This is a genomic window from Clostridium ljungdahlii, from assembly GCF_001636845.1.
Lineage (GTDB): Bacteria > Bacillota > Clostridia > Clostridiales > Clostridiaceae > Clostridium_B > Clostridium_B ljungdahlii_A.
This window is the reverse complement of sequence record NZ_LITT01000023.1, coordinates 382,106-409,045: the sequence shown is the minus strand read 5'-3', so window position 1 is coordinate 409,045 and position 26,940 is coordinate 382,106. Positions and strand designations below refer to the sequence as shown.

The following is a 26,940-nucleotide window of genomic DNA, read 5'->3' as shown; positions in this document are numbered from 1 at the left end:
CCCTTTGACACTATTTTGAGTGAAATTCTAATGTTATACTCTTTGTTACTTTATTTAAAAACACTGTTACTTTATCTCTGTTATAAAGAACTAGCTTGGAACTTTCCTCAAGCTTTCTACCAGACTTTTGCAGTACACAGCCTGACTTATTTACAAGTTCTATGCTGTCATCTTCTTTAAATATAAATTTTATATTTTCTGTTTCTGCATACTCTTCTTTTAATCCTAATACTTCAAAAAGTGTAAAGCTTCCGTTATAATTGTCCAAATTTCTAAATTGAGGTGAAAGAACTTCACTGGTATTTTCATCTTTAATATGAATTTCCAGTCTTCCAAATCCCTGTACACGTCTTTTCTTCATCAGTACAAAGGCTGCAAGTCCTATAATAATTAGTGCTGCAGCTGCAGCTGCTCCTATGACCTTTGGACTTTTAAGTGCAGAGTTATTGCTTTGAATATTTTTATCTACAGAATTTTGTTTTCCCTGATTTTTATAATTAAATACATAACTTATCTTTATATTGCTTCCGCTTACACCTTTCACCTTTAGATTCCACTGACCGCCTGCAGGTTTTACAATCTTAAGTACTGAATACTTCTTTGACTTTGTAAAAACCACATCACTTGAAGGTATCTGTACTTCCTTACCTGAAGGATTTATAAGCTTTAATTCTAAAGGTTTGTCTGTAACCATGGATATATTGGCTTCCAAAACATTTGACCCTGGTACATTTATTTTAAAATCCTGAAAGGTTCCATCTGCCACAATATTTCCCTGATCCTGAACTTTTACATTTGCACTGTCTCCATATATATCCTTTAGTATATCTGTAAGGTCTGATGCCTTATTGGTTATGTAATTTTTCCCTTTTGTTTCGCTGGCTATTTGAGTTAACTGTGCTTTATCTACAGTTCCATCATAGTTGAGTCCTATAGTGTACACAGGATATCCTTTGCTTTTGCATATGCTTATTGCGCTATTTAGATCCTTTAAAGATTCACTGGCACTTCTTTGAGAATCATTTTTTCCATCGGACAGCAGTATTATAAGGGGTCTATTATTGCTGTTATGTCCACTATCTAATACCTTTGCACCTTCCAAAAGACCTCTTCCAATATCGGTTTTCTGCCCAAGAGGTATATTAGAAGCCATTTCCTCTATTCTCTCTTTATCCGATTCAGAATTTATTTCATCCAGGTTATGTTCTTTTATTATGGTATCCGAATAAGCCACAAGTCCTGCCTTGTTTCCTTGTACCTGTCCCATATCCAAAAACATCTTTATAGCTTCTGTCCTTATCTCCTCTGGATCACTTTGTTTCATGGAACCACTTGAATCAAGCACAAAAACTACATCTACATTTGGAGATGATGTACTGGCGTATACCTTTTGTGAAGGTATAAAACCCAATTGGAGAACATACACAAAAACTGCAATGAGAACCATCTTAGCTCTAATTTTCACAGTAAATAACACCTCTTTAAATCATTTTTTAAAAAGATCAAGTATACCCTTTTTCTTGCCTTTTTCCTCTGCTTCTTTTTCAATTTCAAGCCACTTTTCTCTAATATAAACTTGATTTTTTAATTTACTCGTCTTATCAACAATATAGGCAGTATACTCTTTTAACTTTTTTTGAGAAATTTTTATAAGTATTTCTATTACTCTATTATATATAATATTTTCCCTTTCTTCACTTAAATTTTTCTTATTTTTATATAAGGTTATGAAAAAATCTAAAAATATTTTATACCTCTCATTATATTGGGAACCCATTAAATTTTTATATTTTTTTGTAAAAAGTATATCCTCTATACCATTAACATATACATTGTAAAAGGTATCTTCATATTTGGAACAAAAAAAAGTCTTTTTTACCTTTATATGGCCTGTAAATCCAGAAGACTGCACTAATATATTAGGTAAAAGCCAGCTTAAGTATTCTCTATACTTTTCTTCACTCATACATGAAAAGTTATATTTGACCTTCTTAAGAAGTTTTTCATCATAGTCCATATCTGGATTTTCAATTCTCTTACCAATATACAAAAGTTCTGATGTATTATAGGTAGTTGTAATATTATACTTTCTTTTTAATTTTAAAATTGCTTCAATAATTGCATTTTCTTCTTCTTCTTCTACATTATCTATAGTTAACTTTTCTTCCACATCCGTTATAAACTTTTCCATTACTTTTTTATCCACAATGTGCATATTTAAGTTCTCAATTATATAATTCAGTATGCCTTTGTAACTTTCAAGGGCTGCTTTATCTCCATTATAAAACTCCAAATATAATTTAAAAGCATCTGAAAATTTTTCATTTCTGTATTCTTCAAAAGAATTGAATATTTCACTGCAGTAATTTATAAAAAAGTCCTGATTTTGAATATTTCCCTTTAGTTCAAAAACATATAGAGAAAATAAAAAATTATAAGAGTTTGGAAGGTTGTACATATTTAAATAGACTTTTTTCTTCCAATTGCCATCCTTATTTCCCTCATCTACAACAAATTTCGCAAGTAAATTCAAAATAGCCTGGTTTTTACCTAAATAATAGTTTATGCAGTAAATTCTAATAATAATTTTTGAAATGCACTCACAATCATTTTTAAAATAATTAAGCACATATAAGGTGCTGTCTTCAGATGCTATTAAAAATTTTATACAGTTATTTAAAAGCAAAGTCACATTTTTATCTTTAAAAGTGTAGCCGGAGTAAATTATATCTGCTATTGTAGAAATTGAATAATAAACTGGGTTTTCTTTAATATACTTTTGAATATTTTTTATTCTATCTGGACTCAGTGAGACTTCTAGAAATTGTCCCATATTATCCATTTCATCCTGTGCCATTCTTTTACGCAAATTCAACATTTCACAAATATCAGTGTCTTTGCTGTAAACTGCAATATAATCAAGAGAGTCAAAGAAAAATTTATAAGCCTTTACTATATAATTATCATCACCTATGTATCTGGACACTTTAAGTAAAAATGTAGTTATCATATAGCAAAGCTGTACGTCTACCTGTGTGCTTATCTTTTCAAGTCTTGCATTAATCTGATGAAATAATTCTTCATAGGCCTCTTCCGATTTATACTTAATTGCAAAACTAAGAGCCTTTTTCACATCTTCTACGCTGCATTTTTCGAGTCCCTTTTTTACTATATTATAAAGAGTTACACAATTATCCACTTCTTCATCCAGTTTATTGTACTCAAACTGATCTAAAAATTTTAAAAAGGGCAGAAATACTTCTTTTGAAACAGTGTATCCTACTTCAGCCCTCTTTGAAAAACTGCTTTTACCCCTGGGATAATCTTCTGAAAAATTTAAAATACTGTATTCATACAGCTTTCGATTGTCTGCAAAATTAAATTTGCTTCCCATTTTACTTATACCGCAGAGTATATAATCTATATTGTCTGGGTTATAGCAGTAAGTAGTAAAACTAAATTGCTGCGCCAGCTTTTTAGGTAGTGACATACAAACTGCCCCAATCCATAAAGGAGTGTTTTCTTTTACATCTGCAAGTATAATTCTTTTTTGGGAACTATTATACATCACAATACGTTCTAAAAGACTTGTAAATTTCTTACCCCTATCTCCTCCACTGCCTTTTAAAAAATTACTTATTTCATCAAAGTCAATTACATTTTCAAGGGGAATCTCTGTAATTTCAGGAAGATAGTCTATTTCAACAGCATTTTTTTCTTCTTCACTCAAACAATCTCTAAAAACAGGCGATTTATAAAGCTCTATAGGATAAAATTCCCAAGGATTATTCGATATAATTACATGGCAAAAATAATTTCCATATCTCTCTGAATAATCTTTTCCCACATATTTAATTTGTGAAATACAGTACTTTCCATTTTCAAGTCTAAAAGAAGAAAAAGATATAGGAAACAACCTGTCTATCTCTTCTTTGGTAGGTTGTGTCGGAAGATTAGAAGGCGGTATGTATATGCAGTGGCTTTCTATTTCCATTCTCTCGTTGTCTGTAATATCCTTTGACATGGAATAAGTTTGAAATCCCATTCCAGAGGACAATCCCTTTTTACAGGACGTATAAAAAAGCTGCTGAACTGCCATTATCCATCACTTCCTCTTTTCTCCCTTAATAAACTTGTATTTATAGAGAAGCCACAAAAAAGGATCTTCCACCCTATGCGGTCTAAGCTTAGCTATCCTGTTACTTTCAGGATTACATCCAAGAGCTGTCAATCCAAAATAAGCGTACTCTTTAAAATTTGAACTAAGCTGATTTGCAAAATTTTCTCCGCCCCAGCTCCTGACTAAAGATTCCATTGTTCCATTTACATCCTCAAAATCTGCCAAATCAAAATATCCCTTGCTTACATGGCTGCTTGGATAATTTATGCAGCTTGATGGATCAATCAGTGATTCCACTGCATCAATTTTTGAAAAAGCCACAGCCACAGGTATGTCTATAAGCTTATCCATTCCTATATCATTCGCCTTTCTAATGAGGTTTGCCGTTCTAGAAAGCAAGTCTTCTATCTCTGTATTTTGCTGTGGCAATTTAATATTTTTAGGCAGCTTCCTCCTAACTTCCTCCAGTTGAAGAGGATCAAGTAAAAATATTATACCTGAAGAGTTATATATGTACTTATTTACAGTTTTCATAGTATTCTCAGAATCTAGATCCTCACCTGCAGTATCAAAGAAAGCAATAGTAACTGCATTGCTTATCCTCTTACTTTTCAGAAGGCTTCCAAAGATTCCATTATCCTTAAAAACAAGATTATATATAAGAGGCTGTTTTACAGAGGCATCCGTTTTAGCAGAATGAGTTACTCCTATAATTTCATTTCTCTTAAAAATAGGATTATAAAAATCATTTCTATATCTATTCATAGTAGCATCATTAACTGCTGAAAGGCTATAATTGAAGGCCGAAGCTATCTCATTCATTATCTTTTGAATCAAAACTGCAATATAATGGCTTTTCCCTGCCTCTTTTGCACCAATTACTGCAAATATTAAATTATCATATTCTCCAATTGAATATGGAAGTTCTTGATTACAGGTTGGACATACTTTTATATTGGTTTTCTGTCCACACTCATTGCAAAACACATAATCCGGCATTTCATTTTTGTCCTCAACGTTCTTTGGCTTTATAGGCGTTAGATTTCTTGCATTTTCACATAAATCAGGATCATTTTTGCATATAAAATTCACTTCATTTAAAGCATGTTTAGAAAAACAATAGGGACATATATAATCATCTTTTTTTCTAAAGTTAAGTTTCACAGTTAATCCGTTGCCAAAACATTATAGAACTCTATAAAGCTTGTTTAATTCCCTGTTCAGCCTATCCCATTTTACTATAAAGCTACTTTGGTTTGATATAATAGTCCGAGGGCTTAAATTCCCATACAACGCATGGTACATATTAGTAGTATCTTTTAAGTGATTAGCCTACTAATTCATATCTTGATAGATTGATACTTGCATTATAATCTCTATCTATAACACAACCACATTTCTCACATATATATGTCCTTTCAGATAGTAAAAGCTTTGATTTTATATGTCCACACTCACTGCAAGTCTTTGATGAAGGATACCATTTGTCTGCTTCTATAAATTCAATACCATTGAACTCACATTTATATTGCATTTGTCTTTTAAACTCATACAAACATTGTTTTGCTATTGCTTTTGCTAAATATCGGTTCTTCATCATTCCTTTAATATTAAGTGTTTCCATAACAACTCTCGATGGCTTGGTTTTCACTATCTTATTCGTTGCTTGGTGAATATGATTACTTCTTATATTTGCTAATTTTCTATGAAGTAATTTAATCTGCTTTTCGATTTTTATAATATTACCTGTTTTGACAAACTTACTCCCTTCTTTATTTTTTAGGTATTTGCGAGATACCCTACGTTGTAATCTACGTAGCCTTTTTTCAAGTTGCTTTACAACTTTTGTCTTATTGATATTTTTAAAAGTCATTCCGTTAGAACATATAGCTAAATCCTTTACCCCAACATCAATACCAATACTTTCATTTGTTAATTCTACTATTGGATTTTCTTTTTCTATACCTACTGATATGAACCAATACTTTCCGTCAAAACTTATTCTCGGATTAGTATATTTACAGTTCATAGGTATTGTATTTTTCTTTATATCTATCCAACCAACCTTTTCAATTAACACCGAATTTTCTTTAACTTTAAGCTTTGATGTATCATTATAAAAAGATGGCTTAGACTTTTTTCTACTTTTAAACCTTGGATTATCAGCTAACTTTTTGAAAAGCTTCTTATAAGCATCGCAACCATCTTTAACAGCTTGTTTAGCCACATTGTTAGATACTTCATTTAGCCAACTTAGACTATCTTGTTTGAGTATTGTTATTTCTTTTCTCAAATCATTATCTGATATAAATTTCCCACCATTTTTATAATTATCTTCTTGCCTTGCAAGTGTCCAATTATAAATAAATCTTGCAGTACCAACAGATTGCCATAATTTTTGTTCTTGCTCTTTAGTTGGAAATATTCTAACTTTCTTCCCTAGAATCATTCTCTAACAACTCCTTAATCATCTTACTTTTTTAGTTTTAGTTTCAATACCTTTTATACCTAAAAAATGATTAAGTTGTTCTTGTGAATAATATCTATACCCTGTTGGAGCAACATAATATGGTTTTAATATATCTTTTTTATCCCATTCTCTTAATGTTTGTGGGTTTTTACCTATTAATTTTGAAAACTTACCAATAGAATAATATTTCATATAATCACCTCTTGAATTTACTATAGTACAAACATTGTATAAATCCAAGAATATTATATAAACTTATATAAAGTTTTATTAACTGTTACATTCCTCCCCTTACGTAATTAAAAATTAATAATTAATAGTGAAGAGTGAATGATAATTTTTCTCCACTATGTTACGAAAAATCTTAAATTAGAGCTTATTGAAGCAAAGCTTCAATTGCGTTATGTTATGATCTAGATTTTCTGTAGTGTTAACGGAAGAAAATTATCCATAACTATTAATTCTTAATTATTAATTCTTAACTAAAATATAATTTCTACTTAAAGTATAGCTTTTCCTTAGCTGGCGAAACTATCCTATAGAGTTTACTGTTAGAGTCATCTACAAAGAATAATTTCACATACATATTTTTTCTTATATTTTCAGTAGGCAAATCAAAGTCTATGATTTCATCATTTTTTAAAGTTTCATAATCTACATTAAACAAAGTTTCTCCGTCAGATTTTTGAATAGGCATATTCCCTATCTTACTGACTAAAACAAGCTGTGGCAATTCTATTTCAGCCTTTGGAAAAGATTTAGGAGATGGAGCAGACAAGCTTATCTTAGCAGATTTTAATTTACCCAAGAGACTTCTTTTTAAGTCTATTTCATAAAATATTTCCTGAGGTACTTTATTTACTACAAGCCTTCTCTGACCTTCAGAATATAATGTCTTATTTTCATATTCCACCACAGCATAAATACAGAAATAATAATTTCCTTCTTCTATTTTACTTATGGTGTAATCTCCTGTTTCAAAATCTTCCTCTCTCTCTCTGATTACATGAGAAGCACTGGAATCTGAAGGTGACTCGGGAAATCTATCCATCCTGCAGCATAAAAGTACTTTGTCTATACCTTCTGGCCATCCCCATTCCAGAGACAGTTGTCCATATTTTATTTCTGCTTTTACAAAGGGTACATCTGGAATGTTTCCATCATCAAAAATGGATTTAACTTTATTATTCTCTGATTTCTCAGGTAACTCATCTATATGTAATTGTAAATCATCATTTACATTTTCAATTTTATCTTCATCCAGTTCTTCTGGAAAATCTTCAGCCTTTACTTCACTGCGGCTTTCAGAATCTATATTCTCTGTGGAGCTCTCATCTTTTTGACCTGAAGACGAATTTTCTATATAGGAATTATCTCCAGTAATTTCTGATATCTTTTTTCGTATATCATCTTCCGATAACTCAGTAAATTTATTTAGGAAGTTATTTATTTCACCCTGAGAAATATTATCTTTAACTGAAAATATTATGTCAATTTCCTCAGCTAATTCTTCCATTTCTCTCTCTTTTTTTTCGTCCATTTTACTCATACTCCCTTCAATATTAGTATATACCATTGTATTAGGAGTTCAAAATTAAAATTTTGTAAATATAAAAAACAAGTGAAGGTTAGTCCTGCACTTGTCCATCTTTTATCTGTATTATCCTATCAGTTTTATTAGCTATATTTACATCGTGAGTTACAATAATAAAGGTAGTACCAAACTTATCATTTATTTGTCGAAAAAGTTTATATATACTCTCTGCATTTGTAGAATCAAGATTTCCAGTAGGCTCATCTGCAAGAACTATGCTGGGATCATTCATAAGTGCCCTAGCTATAGCAATTCTTTGCTGCTGTCCCCCGGATAAATCATATACCTTCTTTTTCTCGCATCCAGAAAGTCCAACTAGTTCAAGAAGTTCTTGTGCCTTTCTCTTAGCATTTCTACCACAAAAAAAATGCTTTATTCTGTAAGGCATAAGTACATTTTGTATTGCATTAAACTCGGGGAGAAGATAATGAAATTGAAAAACAAAACCTATACTTTTATTTCTCACTGCAGCTCTTGAATTTCTCCCTATACTTTTTATACTTTTACCCTGTATGTACACTTCTCCTGTTGTTGGCTTATCCAGCATACCCATTATATTTAAAAGAGTGGTCTTCCCACTTCCCGATGCCCCTATAATGGAATTAAAAGATCCCTTTTCTACAGATATATTTACTTCTGACAAAACCTTATTTTTAACTCTTCTTCCATATATCTTATTTACATTTTCAAGTTGAATGATGTTATCCATTTTTTATTACCTCCACAGGATTAAGTCTAAATGACTTAAATGCCGGAAAGAGTGCCGCAAAAGTTGACGCAGCTATATCAATAATAGATGATGCCAAAATAAATTTATGGTTAACAACTATATTAACTAGAGGCAATCCTTCAGAATTAACTATGTACCTGTTAAACCCTTTTATATACAACCATGTAAAAAGTAGTCCCAAAGCTGTTCCTAATACTCCAAGTATAAAAGCTTGTACGAAAAATATAAAAGCTGCACTCCCATCTTTTATACCCATGGCCTTTAATATGCCTATCTGTTTATATTTTTGAACTACACTTATACCCAGTATACTTATAATACTGAGAACTGCTGCAAGAAGTACAAAGAATTGAATTATTATTGTACAAATTTTTTCTCCAACCATCCCGCTGGCTAAAAATTTATTCTGATCTTTCCAATTCTGCACATTAACGCTGTTATCAGAAAGTATTTTAATTATTTTCTTTCCTTCCAAGTCTGCATTATATATATCCTTAACTGCAATTTCTATAGAAGTAGCCTTATTTCCAAAATCAATTAAATTTTGAACATCACTTAAATCTGTAATAATCCAGGCTCCATTTATTTTAGCAGCTCCAAGATCAAAGAAACCAACTATGTTCAAAGTCAACTTTTTTCCACCCATGGTAAATAAATCTATATTATCTCCAAGCTTTAAGTCAAGCTTCTTCTTCAAGTCTTTTCCTATAATAACTTGTCCACTATTTTCATACATTTTTCCTTCATATATACTGCCTTTTATATTATAAAGTGAATTAACATCTTCAGGCATAAATCCTCTAATCTGAACAGGTTGGTTAGTATCTTTTAATTTAATAAAAACCTGGGAATCAACTACAGGTGCCGCAGCCTTCACATTTTTATCTTCTTTTACAATCTTATTTTTTATATCACTCCAATTTTCTATGCTTCCGTTATTAGAATAAACCGTAACTTGAGCTGAATTTCCTGCAATTTTATTTAGAATAGTATCTTCAAGTCCACTGCTTAAAAGCCCTATAAATATTTGCACAGAAACTCCTACTGCAATTCCCAGTATTATGACAAAGGTCTGCAATTTACTGTGTTTTAAAAACTGAAGAGCTACTTTTGATGATATAAACAATAAATATCTCCTCCTTAGAACATATTATCCACAAATTTTATATTATTACTAATTTTTATTAAAGACAAGATAATTATTGCTTCCTATACATAATTAATAAACATTAGTACAGATAGGTGCCTTTTTCAAATATTTATAAAGTCCATCCTCCATATTTAAATCCAGCATACCTTTTTCATTAAGATATCTCACATAGGATGCTAAAATTGTTTCTGTTAATCCATATTTTACTCTGTTATCCAGGCTAATATTAAAATCTTTAGTTACTGATCTAAAAATTTCTTCCATTGTCATGCTTCTATTTCTATCTATTACGTCATATATGCTATTTGCCGTATCTTTATAAAATTTTATATTATCCTTTATGAGCTTTGTAATATCATCATATATGTCTTTATGTGCCACAACATATTTACTACATTTTAAGTCATAAAGTTTCTCTTTGCTTTTCAAATCATCCGTCAGAGAATAGGAATAAGGCATTTTAGCTTGCTCCATTAATTCATATCCAACAAGGGCATCTCCTAAATATGCCACATCATCAGGAGTAATGACACATATATGGGCAGCACTATGTCCTGGTGTATGAATAATTCTAAATTTGACACCACAAACATATATATTTTCTTGATCAGGTGTAATCATAATATCTGTTTTACAAACCATCTGTCCAAAATTTTCTGCAATTTCAACCCTATTATAATTATTATGATAAAACTTCAAGTTAATAATTGAACTGCAAGTAACAGCTTCACATTCCGGCATAGCAATAATACAATTATACTTTTCTTTCAAATATTCAGCATTGCCTATATGATCCATATGAGCATGAGTACATATTATAGCAGCTACTTTTAAATTATTCGTTTTTAAAACTTCAGCTATACCTTCTCTTTCTCCTCCTTTTGGCCATCCAGAATCCATCATAATTATTTCTCTATAATTGATCTTATAAAAAGGTATGCATGCCATTTTAGTATCAATACAAAATGTATTTCCCTTTATATTTTTTATTTCCATATGCTATTTTAGCAGCAAAATTATTTAACATGAGACTGCTAAATGTTCGCTTCCCTTCTTTATGATATTTTTCACTCAAAATTTTATCCGATCGCTACCATTGCTAGCACCCCCTATATTCTGGCAAAGTGGGGGGATAAGCACTGCTACGCGCCTGGATAAGTTCTTCCCCTAAAGGATAACGTATTCTAAGTGCTAAAGACACTAAGAATACTGTTAATAAGGTTCAGCTGGAGAAAGTCATCCTTATAAGCAAACTCCATCTGAACCTAAGAATCACTTGATATAAAGAACCTTCCTAACATATAAAACCAATTTCATACATTAAGAAGGTTCTATTTGCAAATTAATAATTGCACATAGCCTTATTCTTCTTTTATCCGATGACTACCTGCTCTAATACTCCAACTTTTCCAAGTTGGAGTAAAGAGCAGCTACGTCCCTGGATAACGATTTCTAAGTATCAGGTGGAGTCAAAACTCCATCTGATGCCAAGAACTCTGTTTATGGTCTAAACTGCTGATCCATTTTCATTACTTTACCATCTTTAATGAATAAATTAAATACAGGCTTATCTTCATATTGACCATTGACCATATCAGTGAAATTAGGTTGGTTATAGGATATATTGCCATCACTATCAAAATGAATTAGTTTTATACTCACATCACTATCTACCTCTAATTTTACCTTATCACTTATGGTCATGTCAAAGCCGTCATCTAATATAAACCACTGTCCATTATCTTCTTCAACTACACTGCTATCTCCTGTTCTCTTTACATAATCTAAAGCTTCATTTATATCTGTAACGTATTTTAAATAATTACCTTCTATATAATACTTTCCATCTTCGCCTACATATTCATTGGTTACTTCAAACAGCTTCTTTTCTATTCCTTTTAATTCATTTTCCGCATCTTCGCTTACAGCACCACTTCCCCCAAGTATAATTTCATCTGTATACTTTGTGGTATCTATATACTCTTTTTGAGTTGATATATTCTTTCCATCAGTAAGTAAAATAGGTGCCTGAAGTTTTGCTGCTAAAGCACTTCCAGACAAAGCATCCGGGAAATTTTCTCCATTTGCAATAACTACAGTACTGGTGTCCAAATTAAAATATTTACATATGTTTAATGAAGTTTCATATCTATTCTTTCCCCATATTCTTATAATATTTCCATCCTCTATAGTTGTATCCAATTTCTTTATCTCAGAAATAATATTATCACTTAATGCACCTTGTCCTCCTATTATATAAACAGAAGAAGGACTTATCCCACTTATCTTTTCTTTTACTTCATCCGGCAGTGTATCTGTATTACTTAAAATTATTGGATAACCTTTCATACCTGCTATACTTGATATACTCAGTGCATCAGGAAAATTGCTGCCATTAACTACAACTAGAGGCGTTCCCTTACTTACATTCATATTTTCTACTATTACTTTATTAGTGTCAAATCTATTTTTTCCACCAAGCCTTTTAATATTATTAAATCCTAAAGATTTAATGTAATTTATATATTCATCACTTACAGAAGCATATCCACCTAGAACGTATACAGTTCCACTTGAATCCAAATGATCCTTTATATAATTAATAGAGTCCTGACTTTCACTTAAAGACTTGTCTACCAAAAGAATAGGGGCATTTAATTGTTTTGAAAGCACACTACCAGCTAAGGCGTCGGGAAAATTGTTTCCACTGGTTACAATAACATTTTGTACTTTCCCACTGCTAAAGTTGTTACAAATATTTATTGAGGTTTGGTATCTACTTGATCCGTAAATTCTGCTCACATTATAGCTAGCAGCAGCAGATACAGTTCCAGGAAAAGCAAGTCCTAAAATTATTGCTTGCCCTAAAGCTAATTTAAATATTTTTTTCATATGTTTTCCTCCAGTATTATAGTTTGTTAATTAAAAAAACAAATTATATCTCTTCTTGTCCCTAAAAAAATTTTATTCTATGTTTACGTCTCTTACGTAAGGAATCCTCAGAAGACTTACCATCATATCCTTCATTTCATTTTGATTTCTGCTATAAATTTTAAAGGTAATCCTTACTTCTAAATCCTTATTGGTTTTATTATGATGCCTATTAACCTGAATATTAGATATTTTCATTTTTGAATTTTTTAATATATCGAGTGTAGAATTAATACCTTCTTCTGATAAATTTGCTTTTCCTATAGAATATACCTCGTTTTTTTGAAATTTGTTGAATATTTCAAGTCCTATAACTATAAGCACTGTAGCTCCCACGCCAGGTATATACATACCTGCTCCGATTGCTATACCAATACCTGCTGTAGCCCACAGTCCAGCTGCAGTAGTTAGTCCTCTTACAAACTGGTGCTCCACAATAATAGTTCCTGCTCCCAAGAAACCAACACCGCTTACAACCTGAGCAGCTACCCTACTTGGATCTAATGACACCGAATTCATACCAACTAAATCCCAAAATCCATATTTAGACACAAGCATAATAAGGGCACTTCCAACTGCTACGACAAAATGAGTTCTAAGTCCTGCTTGCTTAGAGTGGCTTCTTCTTTCAAATCCTATTAAAGCCCCAAGTACTCCCGAGAGTACTAGCCTGAGTATCATTTCCCATTCTCCCATAGTATCCCTCCGATTTTAACATTATAGATCTAATTATAATATATATGGCAAATAAAATACATATCTTTATAAAACTTTTATAGAGCTTCTAAATAGAAAGTTAACTTATACCAATCATATACTAACAAATTTCATCACACTAAAAACTTTTTATAAGTTTAAAACTCGGTATTTTGAAAATCTAAAGAAGCTTATATAAACTCGTACCTCAGACATATATAAGCTTCTAAGATTTTCTAAAATACCTCACTAAGACTTATAGAAAAAGTTTTTAAGTGTGATTTCCATTTTGTTAGTATATTTTATGTATAAGTTAAAATTTCAATTAGAGCTTTCTAACTTAAAAATCAACTTATATGCAGGCATATTTTTACAATAATGAAGCTCTTTTAAATATTTTGTATATAAGTCTTCTACCTTTGTGGAATCTATTGTATAAGACGTATACTTGTTATAAATACCAATTTACAATATTTTGCCCACAAAATACTGTAATAATAGATGCCAGTACAATAAATGGTCCAAAAGGTATGTAATCTTTTCTTGATTTCTTTCCCGACAGAATAAGTATTAATCCTACAATTGCCCCTATAATAAAAGATAAAAACAGCATTACAAAAGTAAACTTAAGTCCAAGAAACAAGCCACATACAAGACAAATTTCTGCATCTCCCCAGCCCATGCCACCTTTTGTTATGAGAATAATAAGGACTAAAAGTCCACCGCCTGCTATACCTCCGTAAATATATGTCTTTACAGGCAGTCCATTATAATAATATATTCCTAAAAATACAAATGCTGAAATCACACCTATTATTGTAATCTTAAAATAAATGTCTGTTGTATTAAAATCTATTACCCCTATGACAATCAAAATACTTATAAATACAACATACTTCACAGTATCTATACTAATTCCAAACCTCATATAAAGCATAAGATACAATAAACCCGTAATAGATTCCACAATAGGATATTTTTTAGATATCTTTTCTCTACAATTCCTACATTTTCCCCTTAGAATAGCATAACTCACTATAGGAATTAAATCATACCATTTAATCCTATTACCACAATTTGTACAATGGGAAGGTGGATACACAATAGATTCCTGCATTGGGATTCTATATATGCATACATTTAAAAAACTTCCTATTATAGTTCCAAAAATAAAAATAATAATGTCATAATAAATATACATATAAACTCCATTTTTAGGGTAAAATTAAACCACTTCATTTTTAAGGTAAAGTTATTACTCTGCTTGTTTCAAACTTTGCTGTTTTCATAAAATTTATAAGTTCATTTGGATTAAGTGGCTTTCCAAAGAAGAATCCCTGTACATTGCTGCAATTAGCTTTCTCTAAGTATTTCAACTGTTCTACTGTTTCCATTCCTTCTGCCACTACCTCCAAATTTAAGTCATTATTTGTATTCCAATATATAATTGCATAAACCTAAATTAGATATATTAAGAAGACATATTAAAAAGCTATCTTTTTCCTGTACATATTTATGCATAAATTCATCAAAATTGTAGATAGAATAATTCAAGTCATAATTGTAAGGTAAGAAATCTTTTTTCATGGACAATATATCACCGCCCTTATATTTTGATAAATGCTACAAAATATAATTATTCCCATATTCTAATAATTCATTATATTATAAATTTAACTTAAATTCAAATTAATAGGATAAGTGCCTATAATTAGCTTGCAGTTTCAAACTGATTATTTATACTAATTTTCTAAATAAAACTAAAACCACCAATTAGCTATCATATAACTAACTGGTGGTTAAGCAAATCCTAACTCTTTTGAGTACTCTGATCTTACCTGAATATTCATCACCCTTTTTCAATTACCATTACAATGTATTAATACACTATAAAAATTTAATTTATTATTTTTCTTCAAACACACTTCTAAAAAACTTCAATTAACTTTCTAACAAAATACTTACCTTTAAAACTATACTTTTTTATTACATAACACTTTAATCTAAACTTACCAAATTTCATACATTCTTGTTGAACATTCTTACAAATTAAATATTCACAAGTATTTTTCAGATATTCCTTATAACTTACTCCAGTGAATATTTAATCATATTTACTTTCGTTCTAAATAAGTGTATTAATATCTGATTCTTTAAACTTCTTACTTCTTTAAAACAATTTCCTTAATACTCTTTTGGAGTTAGGATTGCTAGAAGAAGTTATATCTTTCTTCTTGATTTCATTATATAGTAAACGTTTAAATAAGTCAATATTTTTTTATTATATTGTTCAAGCAATTTTTATGATAAATTAAAACCACCAACTAGCTTTTACACTAATTGGTGGTTCATCTAAATACTCTGCATTAATTTACTTTTTTATATAGGAATTAGTCCCCGTTTATCAATGAATCTTACTTAGTGAGAAAAGCAGATATCCCAAATCTTTGATTTGGTGATAGTCGCTTTCGCTGTGTGCGTGGGAGTGTTACAGTAGGTAGCCATCAGATAAATTCTTATACTACTTCAAATATTTATATATATCTTCAAGTTTTTTTAAATCAAGTATTTCATCCACTATTATCTCAAGTACAGTAATGTCGGAATTTTCTATTTTAGCTTTCACGTTATCAGGTAAAATACCAAATTTTTTGGTTAACAACTTAATAGATGTTCTTATAAGTTCTTCTCTTTTGCCTTCTCTTTTACCTTCCTCTTTACCTTCTTCTTTACCTTCTTCTCTTAATAGTCTACCAAGTTCAGTCATTCCAAACACCTCCTTGATTTTATCTATATTTTCACTATCCACAAATTTTTCAGCAAAAGCATACAATAGAGCTAAAGAATTCATTTGACTCTTTTTGTTTTTTATTTCTTTAGCTAACTCTATAGATTTCATTATACTTTCATCTTTATCTTTAATGCTGTGCATTAAAGGCAGAAATACAAGGGATAATAAATCACTATTATTTAAAGTATCATTACTTTGTATTTTATTCTTCAAGTATTCATATTTTTTATCGCCATTTATACTATTCATGTAAAAAGCTTTAACTGAATATTTAATAGAGCCAATATTTAAATTCGTTTCAGCCTTTTTAATATTAGAAGAATACACTACAATTGTATTTACCTGTTTGTTTTCTTTGTAATGTAAAACCGCGTCATAAGCAAGGAATCTTGAAAGATCACTTTTTTTATTTGTAGTCTGGAATTCAAAATGTAATATAGAATTATCTTCTAATAAAAAAGTATAGTCCATAAAAGAAGTATCTATTTGTAAACTTTTTAGTTCGGTTCTGGCAGTAGTAACTATTTTAGATTTTATACCAAAGAATTGAAGTGCATCTTCTTTGAAAACATCCATTACACTTTTCATTATAGCATCTTCAATATTTTTAATTTTTTCAGCCATAGCCTAGACTCCTCTACAGTTTAATGAACATTTCTATAATTAATTATATTTTATCATATATTCCTTTAGTGTAGGCCATAATTTATCCTTTTCAGAAAAGATAATATTATCTATACCTTTAAGAGGCCACTTTATGTTTATGTCAGGATCATTCCATATAATACCACACTCATCTTCTGGATGATAAAATTCAGTGCATTTATAGCAAAATTCTGCTTCATCTGAAAGTACCAAAAATCCATGGGCAAATCCCTTTGGAATGTAAAATTGTTTCTTATTTTCCTCAGACAGCGTAACTCCTACCCACTTTCCATAGGTACTAGATCCATCTCTTAAATCCACAGCAGCATCAAATACCTTGCCTTTTATGACTCTCACCAATTTGCCCTGGGAATAATTCTTCTGGAAATGGAGACCTCTTAAGACTCCCCTTTTAGATTTAGACTGATTATCCTGGACAAAGACCATATCAAGGCCTGCTGACTCAAATTCATTATAATTATAAGTTTCCATAAAATAGCCTCTGTTATCTCCAAAAATACCTGTTTCTATTATGTATACTCCCTCTACTTCTGTTTTTACAAAATTAAATTTACCTATTTTAATCATGTCCCTTCTTATTCAATTCACAATTTTTGTATAAAGGATTTAAGTGCATCTTCCCACTGTCTCATGTTATCATCAATAGTACATCGGAGCATCATATTATCAAGGGAAGAAAATTTCGGTCTTTTAGCTGCTCTATTGAGCTTCTCTGAAGTCATAGGAGATACAGTGCAGTCTATGCCAGCATAATCCACAATTTTGCAAGCGAAGTCATACCAACTGCATTCACCCTTACCGCTGCAGTGATATATACCATATTCACAAGTAAGAGCAAGCTTTAAAATGTGGTAGGCTAAATCCTCTGCGTTAGTAGGATTACCCCTCTGGTCATTTACCACATCTAAATGACCTTTTTCTTTTGCAGCTTTCAGTATAGTGTATACAAAATTTTTACCATATAAACCATAAAGCCAGGATGTCCTTACTATGAAATACCTACTGCAATTTTCTCTAATATACTGCTCCCCCAAAAGTTTAGTTTTTCCGTAAACGCTAATGGGATCAGGTAAGTCGTATTCCCTAAAAGGTATCGTACCCCTGCCGTTAAAAACATAGTCAGTAGAAATATGTGCAAGTTTTATTTTTGTATCTTGTGAAGCTAATGCCAAATTTCTAGCTCCTAAGGAATTTACCTTAAAAGCATTTTCAAAATCAGTTTCACACTTATCCACATTGGTATAGGCAGCACAATTTATAATTATATCTGGAGCATAATCAGTTACAAAGTCTCTGACATCATTTAATCTTGTTATGTCAAGTTCCTCTCTACTTGGGAATCTCACTTCAGCATCAGAGTAAATTTTATCAATTACTCCTATTTCAGATTTTCCTCTGATTAAGATTTCTCGGAGCTGCCCAGCAAGCTGACCTTTTCCTCCTGTAATCAATACTTTCAATCATATTCACTCCTAAAATATCAGTAATATTTTTTATTCAGCAAACTTAAAATATATTTTCCATAAGCAACTTTTTTCAAGGGCTCTGCTAACTTTATCAGTTGGTTATCATCTATGTATCCTTGCCTATAGGCAATTTCCTCTATACAAGCTATGTAAAGTCCCTGCCTCGTCTGAACAGCTTCCACAAAATTAGCAGCATTTAAAAGCCCCTGTGGAGTTCCAGTATCAAGCCAGGCCATTCCCCTTCCGAAAAGTTCTACTTTAAGTTTGCCCATTCTCAAATACTCATTATTTACATCTGTAATTTCAAGCTCTCCTCTTGGAGAAGGCTTGATATGTTTTGCTATATTCACCACATCATTAGTGTAAAAATAAAGCCCTGGCACTGCATAATCGGATTTTAGCTTTGAAGGCTTTTCCTCTATGGAAATAACATTAAAGTCTTTATCAAATTCCACTACACCAAAATCTTTAGGATTGCTCACATGATATCCAAAAATTGTTGAACAATCATGTCTCTCTGAAGCAGCCTTTAATCTTTCGGTAAAACCATATCCATGAAATACATTATCCCCTAAAACAAGGACTACATCGTCATTTCCAATAAATCTTTCTCCAACTATAAATGCTTCCGCAAGCCCCTTTGGTTCATACTGTACTTCATAATGAAAAGAAAGCCCCAGCTGACTTCCATCACCAAAAAGTTCTTTAAAAGCACCTATATCCCTTGGTGTTGATATAATGAGAATATCGCGTATTCCAGCTAACATAAGTACAGAAAGTGGATAATAAATCATAGGTTTATCATATATTGGAACAATCTGTTTTGATATTGCCTTAGTCATAGGATAAAGCCTGGTTCCAGATCCTCCAGCCAGTATTATGCCCTTTCTCAAAATTTAACACCCCCTTTTTTAATTGAGAATTAATAATTAAGAATTAATAGTTATGCATGAGTTTCAAGTGACAATTGAAAGTTCAAAGTTCAGATAACAAATATCAAATTAGGAATATTTTCTTCCTGCGTCAGAAAATAATTATATTTATTTTATCTATGGCAAAATTTCATTATTTATTCTTTGCTATTTGAGCTTTGTTATTTACTTTTATACATTTTCTCATAGTATTTCTTATAATCCCCAGAAGTTACATTATTCATCCAATCTTTATTATCTAAGTACCACTTTATAGTTTTTATTATGCCATCTTCAAATTTCGTTTCAGGATACCAGCCAAGTTCATCTTTAATTTTTGAAGGATCAATTCCATATCTCCTGTCATGCCCTTTTCTATCTTCCACATATTTTATAAGACTTTCATCTACAGAAAAATCTACATTGTCATGTATATATGAAATTATTGTTTTAACTATATGAATGTTTGTCCTTTCATTGTGTCCACCTATATTGTAAACTTCACCACACTGGCCCCTATGTATAACTATATCTATAGCCTTACCGTGATCTTCTACATAAAGCCAATCTCTTACGTTAAGTCCATCACCGTATACGGGAATATCCCTTTTATTTAGACAATTGTTTATAACAAGTGGAATGAGCTTTTCAGGAAATTGATAGAGACCATAGTTATTGGAACACCTGGTTATATTTACAGGCATTTTATAGGTATCAAAATAAGCCTTTACCATCAAATCAGCAGAAGCTTTGCTTGAGGAGTAAGGGCTGTGAGAATCAAGGGGAGTTTTTTCCGTAAAATATCCTTCGCTTCCAAGAGAACCATAAACTTCATCTGTGGAAACTTGAAGATATTTTTTACCCTGTTTAAAGCCATCTTCTACAATCCACGCATTTTTAGCAGCATCTAAAAGTGCGACAGTTCCCAGAATATTCGTCTTTACAAATATTTCAGGATCTCTTATGCTCCTGTCTACATGAGATTCTGCTGCAAAATTTATTACATAGTCTATATCATATTTTTGAAACAACTGCTGAAGTTTTTCTCTGTCACATATGTCTCCTTGAATAAAGATGTAGTTAGGGTTTTTAGATATAGACCTTAAGTTTTCAAGGTTACCTGCATAGGTTAGCTTGTCATAGTTTATTATTTTTACATTTAAGTATTTTTTTAACATGTAGTGAATAAAGTTAGAGCCAATAAATCCTGCTCCACCTGTTACCAAATAAGTCTTCATAATAAAACTCCTTCCTGCATTGTGCTTATCTATAAGAAAATGCCCATTATATATCTTATTTCAAATTACAAAATCTAGCACAATGTGTTAAACTAAGAATTTGTTATTTTTTTAATATATTACAAATTTCTTTAGGATAAAAAATCATGTTAATAATAATACATTCAATCAAACATATAATTCCTACCTTCAAAGCCATAACAATCCATAACAGATAGTTTGTTTGTGCCATAATAATCCAATTGGTTGATACCATCATTACAATCATAGATACTAAATCTAATATTAAATTTTTAAAAAAATATTCTAATGGACGCATTAGAATATTATGTGACAAATACCAACTTAAATAAACTGTACGATATAGCATTGCAACTAATGTACCACATGCTACTCCTACAATTCCAAATTTAGATACTACTATAATAGAAACAACAATATTAATTACTGCTTCTATAATTGAACTTGCCTGAGTTTGTTTAAAATGTCCTGCAGCCATAATTAAAGACTGATAAGGTGTTCTTAAACAATTTACTGCATACGCCATGCATAATAAAACAGCAAATACAGGAACATAATAATTAGCATCGTTAACCCCTAATGTATATACTTTTATAAAAGGACAAATTAGTATGGCAGTAATTGTAAACAATAATGTTGTAATAGTATGAAATATCCATTCAATACTATTAAATTTTTTAGCAAGAAGATAAATTTCATTCTTTGCAAGCATATCACCCATTAATGAACGAATACCAATAGAAGCAGCCGAAATTACTTCCTTTATTCCATTTATCACAAGAAAATAAACTGAATAAATTGATACATTTTGCAATGTTGAAAACAATGTCAAAACCACAATATCCGTATTCGCAAGAATAAGTGCAGAAATATGCTGTGCTAGTCCATTCCATTTTTGTTTAATTGGTTCTTTACTATATTCTGTATGCCAATTAATGTTATATTTTCTTTTAACATACCATATCAATAAAATAGGTCTTAGAGTAAATACAAGAGAAGATGCCAGTTTTACAACTTGAATTGAACATCCAAATTTTATTAAAACTACAGCAACAATCGTGTTTAGTATTGTAGTTCCTATATACGAAAAATTATTAATATATGATCTTTGATCAGCAGAAAGTAACACAGATCGTGTGACTCCAAAACAATATTGTCCAAATGAACTAATTGAAATTGCTATAATCAATGTAAGTGTATAAACATATTCAAAACTATTAAGCACTTTAAATGGGTACAACACTGCTAAACCAACTACATATACAAATAAAATTTGAACAAAGTGATTATATAATTTTTGAGCTGAAGTTAGTATTTTATCTCTTTCTAATGTATCTGATTTAGCAAGCGGCTTGAACAAGGATGCTTCAATAACCACCCCTAATCCAGCATCGAATATAGCTGCAAGACTAAGAAATTGAGTAATAGATGATACTAGTCCATTTACGGTGGAACCATAATTTGTTAAAAAAAGTCTTGGTAATATAAAACCGCATATTAAAACTACAAACTGTTTAGTTAGCGAAGATATTGTATTGTATGTTAATTTCTTTTCTCTGTTCATTATTTTCTCCTAAGTTTTAAGCAAAACCCATTCATTTGAAATAAGAGGATGTGAATAATTTTTTATTTTCAACCAACAATTTGGTGACACAACAATTTTACTATCGTTCTTACATAAATATTGAGCCCACCAACAAAAAGTACTATTAGCTAATATAAAATGCTTACAAGAATACATTAATCGCAATTTTTCAGCCACATTATCTTGACCAGACTCAGATATAATAGTTTCATTTCCAGCTGCTTTTTTCACAATATTTTTTCCCCATTCAACATCATCAGAAAAAACAACAAATACCGGATTATCTACCTTAGACTTCATATAATTAATTGCTTGAGAATAATAATTTTCATCACAAATTTTCCTAGCCTTTAATCCTGTATTATTCTGCACATCCAGGTCCCATCTACGCAAAGAAATACAAATTGAATTAGAAGAAATAATTTTATTATATAGCTCAATATTTGTATCTAAAACAGGTGCTTTGGGGGTAAACTCTATCAACAACTTTTCTCTTATATCATCAAACCATCGAATATCTTCATATGTTCCATAAATAAATTTGTTTTTGGCTCCAGAAATCTGAAATTTTGAATAACCATTATTCAAATAATAGATGCCAAATTTAGATAAATAATAGTACAGTCTTTCTTGAAATTTTATTGATTTAGCGGACAAATTATTTTTCACAAATTTATTTGCAAATTTCCAAACTAAAAATGAAATGTTCTGTTTAAATGATCCATACTTAGAAATTATATTATCACCATATGTAATCGTCTCATACGGTATAGTATTAAAATACTTAAGAGAATCTTCCCAATATTGTCCACATGATTTTTCTGTAGATTTTAAAACCACATCACTAAAATCAAATACAACTTTTTCATTTGGATAATAGTTCTGCAATCTCCTCATAAAAGCATAATTAAACAACTGATTTCCACATCTTCCTCCTTGTGAAATAAAAATCACCAAACATCACCTTATTCTCTAATTTTTTTATACCTTCAATAAATACTATTGTTCTATATGTCCAAGCCATCCACTCGTAGGTATTACATGCCATTTAGGATTGAACTTAAATTCTGAAAACTTAAAAATTTTATTCTTATAATTAATTTTTATTTCTTCTTCAGTTAAATTTTGTTTATTTAATAGATAAGAAATATATGGAACTTTTTCACTGGAAAAACCAAATATCTCACATATAAATCGATCCACTACAGCACATTCATCACCCATAACAATAGCCCCTAATTTCATTGGAGACGGCTCCATTGGGCCTTCTTTTTCTCCAACAACAATCATGTCACATATATTAAATATTTTTCTTTGTTCAGTATTTTGAATAACTCCATTTTTATCTGCATATTTTACAATATAATTCAAATCCACAATCGTTCTCCAAATTGTGTCATTTCCCCACCAACTTCCTTCTGAGTATTTTTCATTACACAACTTATGCCCTAACATATTTAAAATAAAGGATTTATAGTGGTAATAAGATACCGATTTCTTTTGTGCATAAGCAGCATTATTATAATTATCCAATGCTTTTGAAGCTAACTTTAAAAATATATTTTTATTTAGATATTCATCTCCTCCTGAAGCTTTTTCACCTATCGTATGATGCGGCAAATATTCTTTATTTGTACAAATGCCCACAAAATTTTTGGCACAAGCTGTCATACCTGCTTTTCTATGAGACTTTGGTTTGGGCAAATTAATAATTGTATCGGCACTTAATACTTCCCCTGCTATCATATATTCATGTTTTCCAGCATTATGGTGACTTTGCAAAGCATCTGTAGGATAACAAGTAATTCTCATTTTTGAAATTTTATCATTATCAACATTTTCAAACTCCGATAACTCATTTAATTTAACAAGCATTCCTGGATTTTTATGATTTTCCAAAGAAACTGTACCATTCTTACTAAATGCAGCTACAATATCACGTAAATCTATAACTGAAATATCAATACCTTTTTCATGATAATATTCCCACAACTCGGCATAATGCATTTGCTGCTGCAATTCTTCAAAATGACATTTTTGAATAGGAGCATCAGCTACAATAATCTTGCCTGTACCTTTCAAGGCAATAAGTACATAATCAATTACACAACGTATAACCGATGGATGTGTTACCATACATTCCATATCATGAAATACAGGTTCATTGTTTACATGAAGTACCCAATTAGGCTTAATCAATACCGTATCTCCCTTTTTAATATAACTGCCTAATGGATTCCACTCTTTTGTTCCAATATTCTCCTTATCCAACCTCAATAAAATAAAACCTTTTCGTATCATTTTATATACATTATTAGATTCCTTTGAAATATCCATATATCTATATTCAGGATACTTTTCAGAAGGAGAACAATAGGACTTATAATCTGGATAGTTCACATTTTCTTCTATAACAAATGATACTTCATCTCTTAACACAACTACTAACCTTCTTTCTATGGTAGTGTTATCCAATTACCTAATTTATGGTCCCATTCTTCTGGTGTAAATTCTTCAAAACCACAACCAGGATAAAATGTTAATTCTCCAAAGTATATCTTTCCGTTAATATTATAAAAATCAACACGTACAAATGGAATATTATCTGCTAACTTCTCAGCCAAGCAAATCATTTCACCGTAACCAATTGGCTTTTGAATGTTTTTAGAGTCTACTGGGTAATGTCTTTCAAATGGCATTTTTTGCCACTGCCTATCAAAAAAAGTTACCCTTAAATCATTTAAATCACGATTAGTGCACACAAATGAACACTTAACTTTCCCTCCAAAACACATTAATTTGTAATCTTTTAAGTCTTTAGAGCTATCATCAACCATATATTTCTCAGCAATTATTCTTGGCTTTACATTTTTATATGGCCATTCCCTACCAGAATAATAATAATTTCGCTGCAAACTCTTGTTTAATCTTAATCTTGCTGCCCCCTTATTAAAATTCCGTTTATCTTTGCAAATAATTACTCCTCCACTATCATGCGTACATTTAAGTACAAATTGATCAGGCAAAGCATCAAAATCAATCTCATCAAAATTGTTCCAAGGTCCGCCCAATAAAGTAATTAAATACTGTTCACCAATATTATCTTTTACATATTGGCGTACTTCATGCTTATCCACCATAGTTGTATATTCCAACTTACGATTATTAATTTTTAACCATTGTAATTTTTCATTAAATGTTCTCGGATTTGACAAGTTCAATTTTTTACCCATGCGTGCCCAAAATAACATTTTTAAATAATTAGTGTCAGATATCCAATTTAAGTATCCTTTTGCCGCTAAACATGCTGTTGCTCGCTGTAATACATTTCTTTTTATCATCTTTTTGCATCACACTTTCTTTAAATTCTTATACTGTCTGAAATTCCATTGTTTCTGTGATAACCAAATAATACTAATTAAAAATTGAAAATATAAACTCTTATAAGAACACGCACCATAATCGCAAACAATTATGGATATAGTTATTCCAAAAAGCATAATCAAAGATGAATTAATTACTTTAAAGTTTTTAACAAATCGAATAATAATTATTAAAAATATAAAATAGTATAACACTACACCTGTCAGCCCTAAATCAACTAACAATTCAATATAATTATTATCAGCTATTGCCATTGATCCACCGACAGCTAAATGAAGTTGTGCAAAATTCTCTAGTCCATAGCCAAAAACTGGTTTATAATGAAACCAATCCAGTCCCCACTGGATTATTCTCATTCTCATTGCCGTGCTGCTATCTGTCTGCCCAATATTTAATATGCCTATTAACATAGATTCTAAACCTTGACCTACCATGGTATATAAAAACTCATTATGCCATACTATATATAACAAAATAAGTAGAAATATTATCCCAATTATAATGTTTCTTAATATACGAAATGGATTTTTTCTCTTTAGTACAAAATATACTACCAGGGATACTAAAATATATATAATTGCTTTGCGTGATCCTGACAAAACAATTATACACAAGTTTAAAGTAATAATTATCCAATAAATTCCTCTTAAAGTTCTTGATTTTTTCATACAAATAACTGCAAAACAAACTCCAAAAGCACAGTAAATACCCATTATATTATGCATAGATGATGCTGCCTCTGTAATATTTCGAGCTCCACTAAAAAAATTCAATGCTCCATATTGAAACATTATTTTGATAGAATAAATTATTGGAAATACAGATAATACAGGGAATATCAAATTTTCCCATTCTTTATCCCGATAAATTAATTGCAAAATTGAATATATGCAAAGGCTATTTATTGCTAAAGTAATGGCCCCTGAAATTGCTGCACTGCGAGAATAGGACCATAAAATAGAACATATAGAATAAGCACAAAAAATAGTCAACCATTTTATATGACCATTAATATAAATTTTTTTAGATACTGCTAGATAAAAAAAGACAAATATCACAAATACAAGCTTAATGGATTTCATCAACACAGTTCCACTATCTAAAACAATCATTCCAAATAAAAAAAGCAATACCATAATTTTATTTAATGATATATGCAAAGTATTAGGCATCTCCATTTTTTTAAT

General features: G+C 30.6%; 22 protein-coding genes and 1 pseudogene. All 23 read right to left on the bottom strand.

Translation table 11 applies throughout. The features are described from left to right. Positions 1–10 precede the first annotated feature (10 nt). The gene (locus tag WY13_RS11545; RefSeq protein WP_063555796.1) at positions 11–1,465 is read right to left on the bottom strand and encodes a vWA domain-containing protein; all 1,455 of its coding nucleotides are present in this window, start codon (positions 1,463–1,465) and stop codon (positions 11–13) included. Between the two features lie 21 nt (positions 1,466–1,486). Then, the gene (locus tag WY13_RS11540; RefSeq protein WP_063555795.1) at positions 1,487–4,099 is read right to left on the bottom strand and encodes a hypothetical protein; all 2,613 of its coding nucleotides are present in this window, start codon (positions 4,097–4,099) and stop codon (positions 1,487–1,489) included. 6 nt (positions 4,100–4,105) lie between these two features. Next, complete coding sequence (locus tag WY13_RS11535) at positions 4,106–5,284, bottom strand: zinc ribbon domain-containing protein (RefSeq protein WP_063555794.1); 1,179 nt, start codon at positions 5,282–5,284, stop codon at positions 4,106–4,108. 163 nt (positions 5,285–5,447) lie between these two features. Continuing rightward, positions 5,448–6,569: an RNA-guided endonuclease InsQ/TnpB family protein gene (locus tag WY13_RS11530; protein ID WP_063555793.1), complete on the bottom strand. Its 1,122-nt coding sequence runs from the start codon at positions 6,567–6,569 to the stop codon at positions 5,448–5,450. Positions 6,570–6,596: 27 nt separating this feature from the next. Then, positions 6,597–6,782: pseudogene (locus WY13_RS11525) on the bottom strand (MerR family transcriptional regulator); the annotation flags it as partial. A gap of 304 nt (positions 6,783–7,086) precedes the next feature. After that, entirely contained in the window at positions 7,087–8,130 is a 1,044-nt protein-coding gene (locus WY13_RS11520) for a hypothetical protein (protein WP_063555791.1), read from the bottom strand. 88 nt (positions 8,131–8,218) lie between these two features. Continuing rightward, on the bottom strand, positions 8,219–8,893 hold the full coding sequence (locus WY13_RS11515; protein WP_063555790.1) for an ABC transporter ATP-binding protein: 675 nt from the start codon (positions 8,891–8,893) through the stop codon (positions 8,219–8,221). Beyond that, entirely contained in the window at positions 8,886–10,040 is a 1,155-nt protein-coding gene (locus tag WY13_RS11510; protein ID WP_063555789.1) for an ABC transporter permease, read from the bottom strand. The genes WY13_RS11515 and WY13_RS11510 overlap by 8 nt, the downstream gene beginning before the upstream one ends. Positions 10,041–10,133: 93 nt before the next feature. After that, positions 10,134–11,060 (bottom strand): MBL fold metallo-hydrolase, encoded by a 927-nt coding sequence (locus WY13_RS11505; protein ID WP_063555788.1) that lies wholly within the window; start codon positions 11,058–11,060, stop codon positions 10,134–10,136. Between the two features lie 504 nt (positions 11,061–11,564). Then, positions 11,565–12,956 carry a cell wall-binding repeat-containing protein gene (locus WY13_RS11500; protein WP_063555787.1) on the bottom strand — a complete coding sequence of 464 codons (1,392 nt, stop codon included), beginning with the start codon at positions 12,954–12,956 and terminating at the stop codon, positions 11,565–11,567. A 72-nt stretch (positions 12,957–13,028) separates the two neighbouring features. Further along, a complete protein-coding gene (locus WY13_RS11495; RefSeq protein WP_063555786.1) occupies positions 13,029–13,691 on the bottom strand; it encodes an MgtC/SapB family protein in 663 nt (220 codons plus the stop codon). Positions 13,692–14,142: 451 nt separating this feature from the next. Further along, positions 14,143–14,892 (bottom strand): prepilin peptidase, encoded by a 750-nt coding sequence (locus WY13_RS11490; protein WP_063555785.1) that lies wholly within the window; start codon positions 14,890–14,892, stop codon positions 14,143–14,145. Between the two features lie 40 nt (positions 14,893–14,932). Next, positions 14,933–15,106 carry an EAL domain-containing protein gene (locus tag WY13_RS20560; RefSeq protein WP_278321785.1) on the bottom strand — a complete coding sequence of 58 codons (174 nt, stop codon included), beginning with the start codon at positions 15,104–15,106 and terminating at the stop codon, positions 14,933–14,935. A 1,106-nt stretch (positions 15,107–16,212) separates the two neighbouring features. Next, a complete protein-coding gene (locus WY13_RS11485) occupies positions 16,213–17,106 on the bottom strand; it encodes a DUF4351 domain-containing protein (RefSeq protein ID WP_063555784.1) in 894 nt (297 codons plus the stop codon). 39 nt (positions 17,107–17,145) lie between these two features. Further along, entirely contained in the window at positions 17,146–17,706 is a 561-nt protein-coding gene (gene rfbC, locus WY13_RS11480) for a dTDP-4-dehydrorhamnose 3,5-epimerase (RefSeq protein WP_063555828.1), read from the bottom strand. Between the two features lie 26 nt (positions 17,707–17,732). Beyond that, the gene (gene rfbD / locus WY13_RS11475) at positions 17,733–18,608 is read right to left on the bottom strand and encodes a dTDP-4-dehydrorhamnose reductase (RefSeq protein ID WP_063555783.1); all 876 of its coding nucleotides are present in this window, start codon (positions 18,606–18,608) and stop codon (positions 17,733–17,735) included. Between the two features lie 20 nt (positions 18,609–18,628). Beyond that, complete coding sequence (gene rfbA, locus WY13_RS11470; protein ID WP_082848474.1) at positions 18,629–19,507, bottom strand: glucose-1-phosphate thymidylyltransferase RfbA; 879 nt, start codon at positions 19,505–19,507, stop codon at positions 18,629–18,631. A gap of 200 nt (positions 19,508–19,707) precedes the next feature. After that, the gene (gene rfbB / locus WY13_RS11465) at positions 19,708–20,763 is read right to left on the bottom strand and encodes a dTDP-glucose 4,6-dehydratase (protein ID WP_063555782.1); all 1,056 of its coding nucleotides are present in this window, start codon (positions 20,761–20,763) and stop codon (positions 19,708–19,710) included. Positions 20,764–20,866: 103 nt separating this feature from the next. Continuing rightward, positions 20,867–22,348, bottom strand: coding sequence for a lipopolysaccharide biosynthesis protein (locus WY13_RS11460; protein ID WP_063555781.1), 1,482 nt, complete (start codon positions 22,346–22,348; stop codon positions 20,867–20,869). Between the two features lie 9 nt (positions 22,349–22,357). Continuing rightward, on the bottom strand, positions 22,358–23,266 hold the full coding sequence (locus WY13_RS11455) for an alpha-1,2-fucosyltransferase (RefSeq protein WP_156499023.1): 909 nt from the start codon (positions 23,264–23,266) through the stop codon (positions 22,358–22,360). A gap of 102 nt (positions 23,267–23,368) precedes the next feature. Beyond that, positions 23,369–24,808, bottom strand: a complete 1,440-nt coding sequence (locus WY13_RS11450; RefSeq protein ID WP_063555779.1) for a DUF362 domain-containing protein — start codon at positions 24,806–24,808, stop codon at positions 23,369–23,371. A gap of 17 nt (positions 24,809–24,825) precedes the next feature. Continuing rightward, complete coding sequence (locus WY13_RS11445) at positions 24,826–25,710, bottom strand: ATP-grasp fold amidoligase family protein (RefSeq protein ID WP_063555778.1); 885 nt, start codon at positions 25,708–25,710, stop codon at positions 24,826–24,828. Between the two features lie 9 nt (positions 25,711–25,719). After that, a complete protein-coding gene (locus tag WY13_RS11440; RefSeq protein WP_063555777.1) occupies positions 25,720–26,931 on the bottom strand; it encodes an O-antigen ligase family protein in 1,212 nt (403 codons plus the stop codon). Positions 26,932–26,940: the final 9 nt, after the last annotated feature.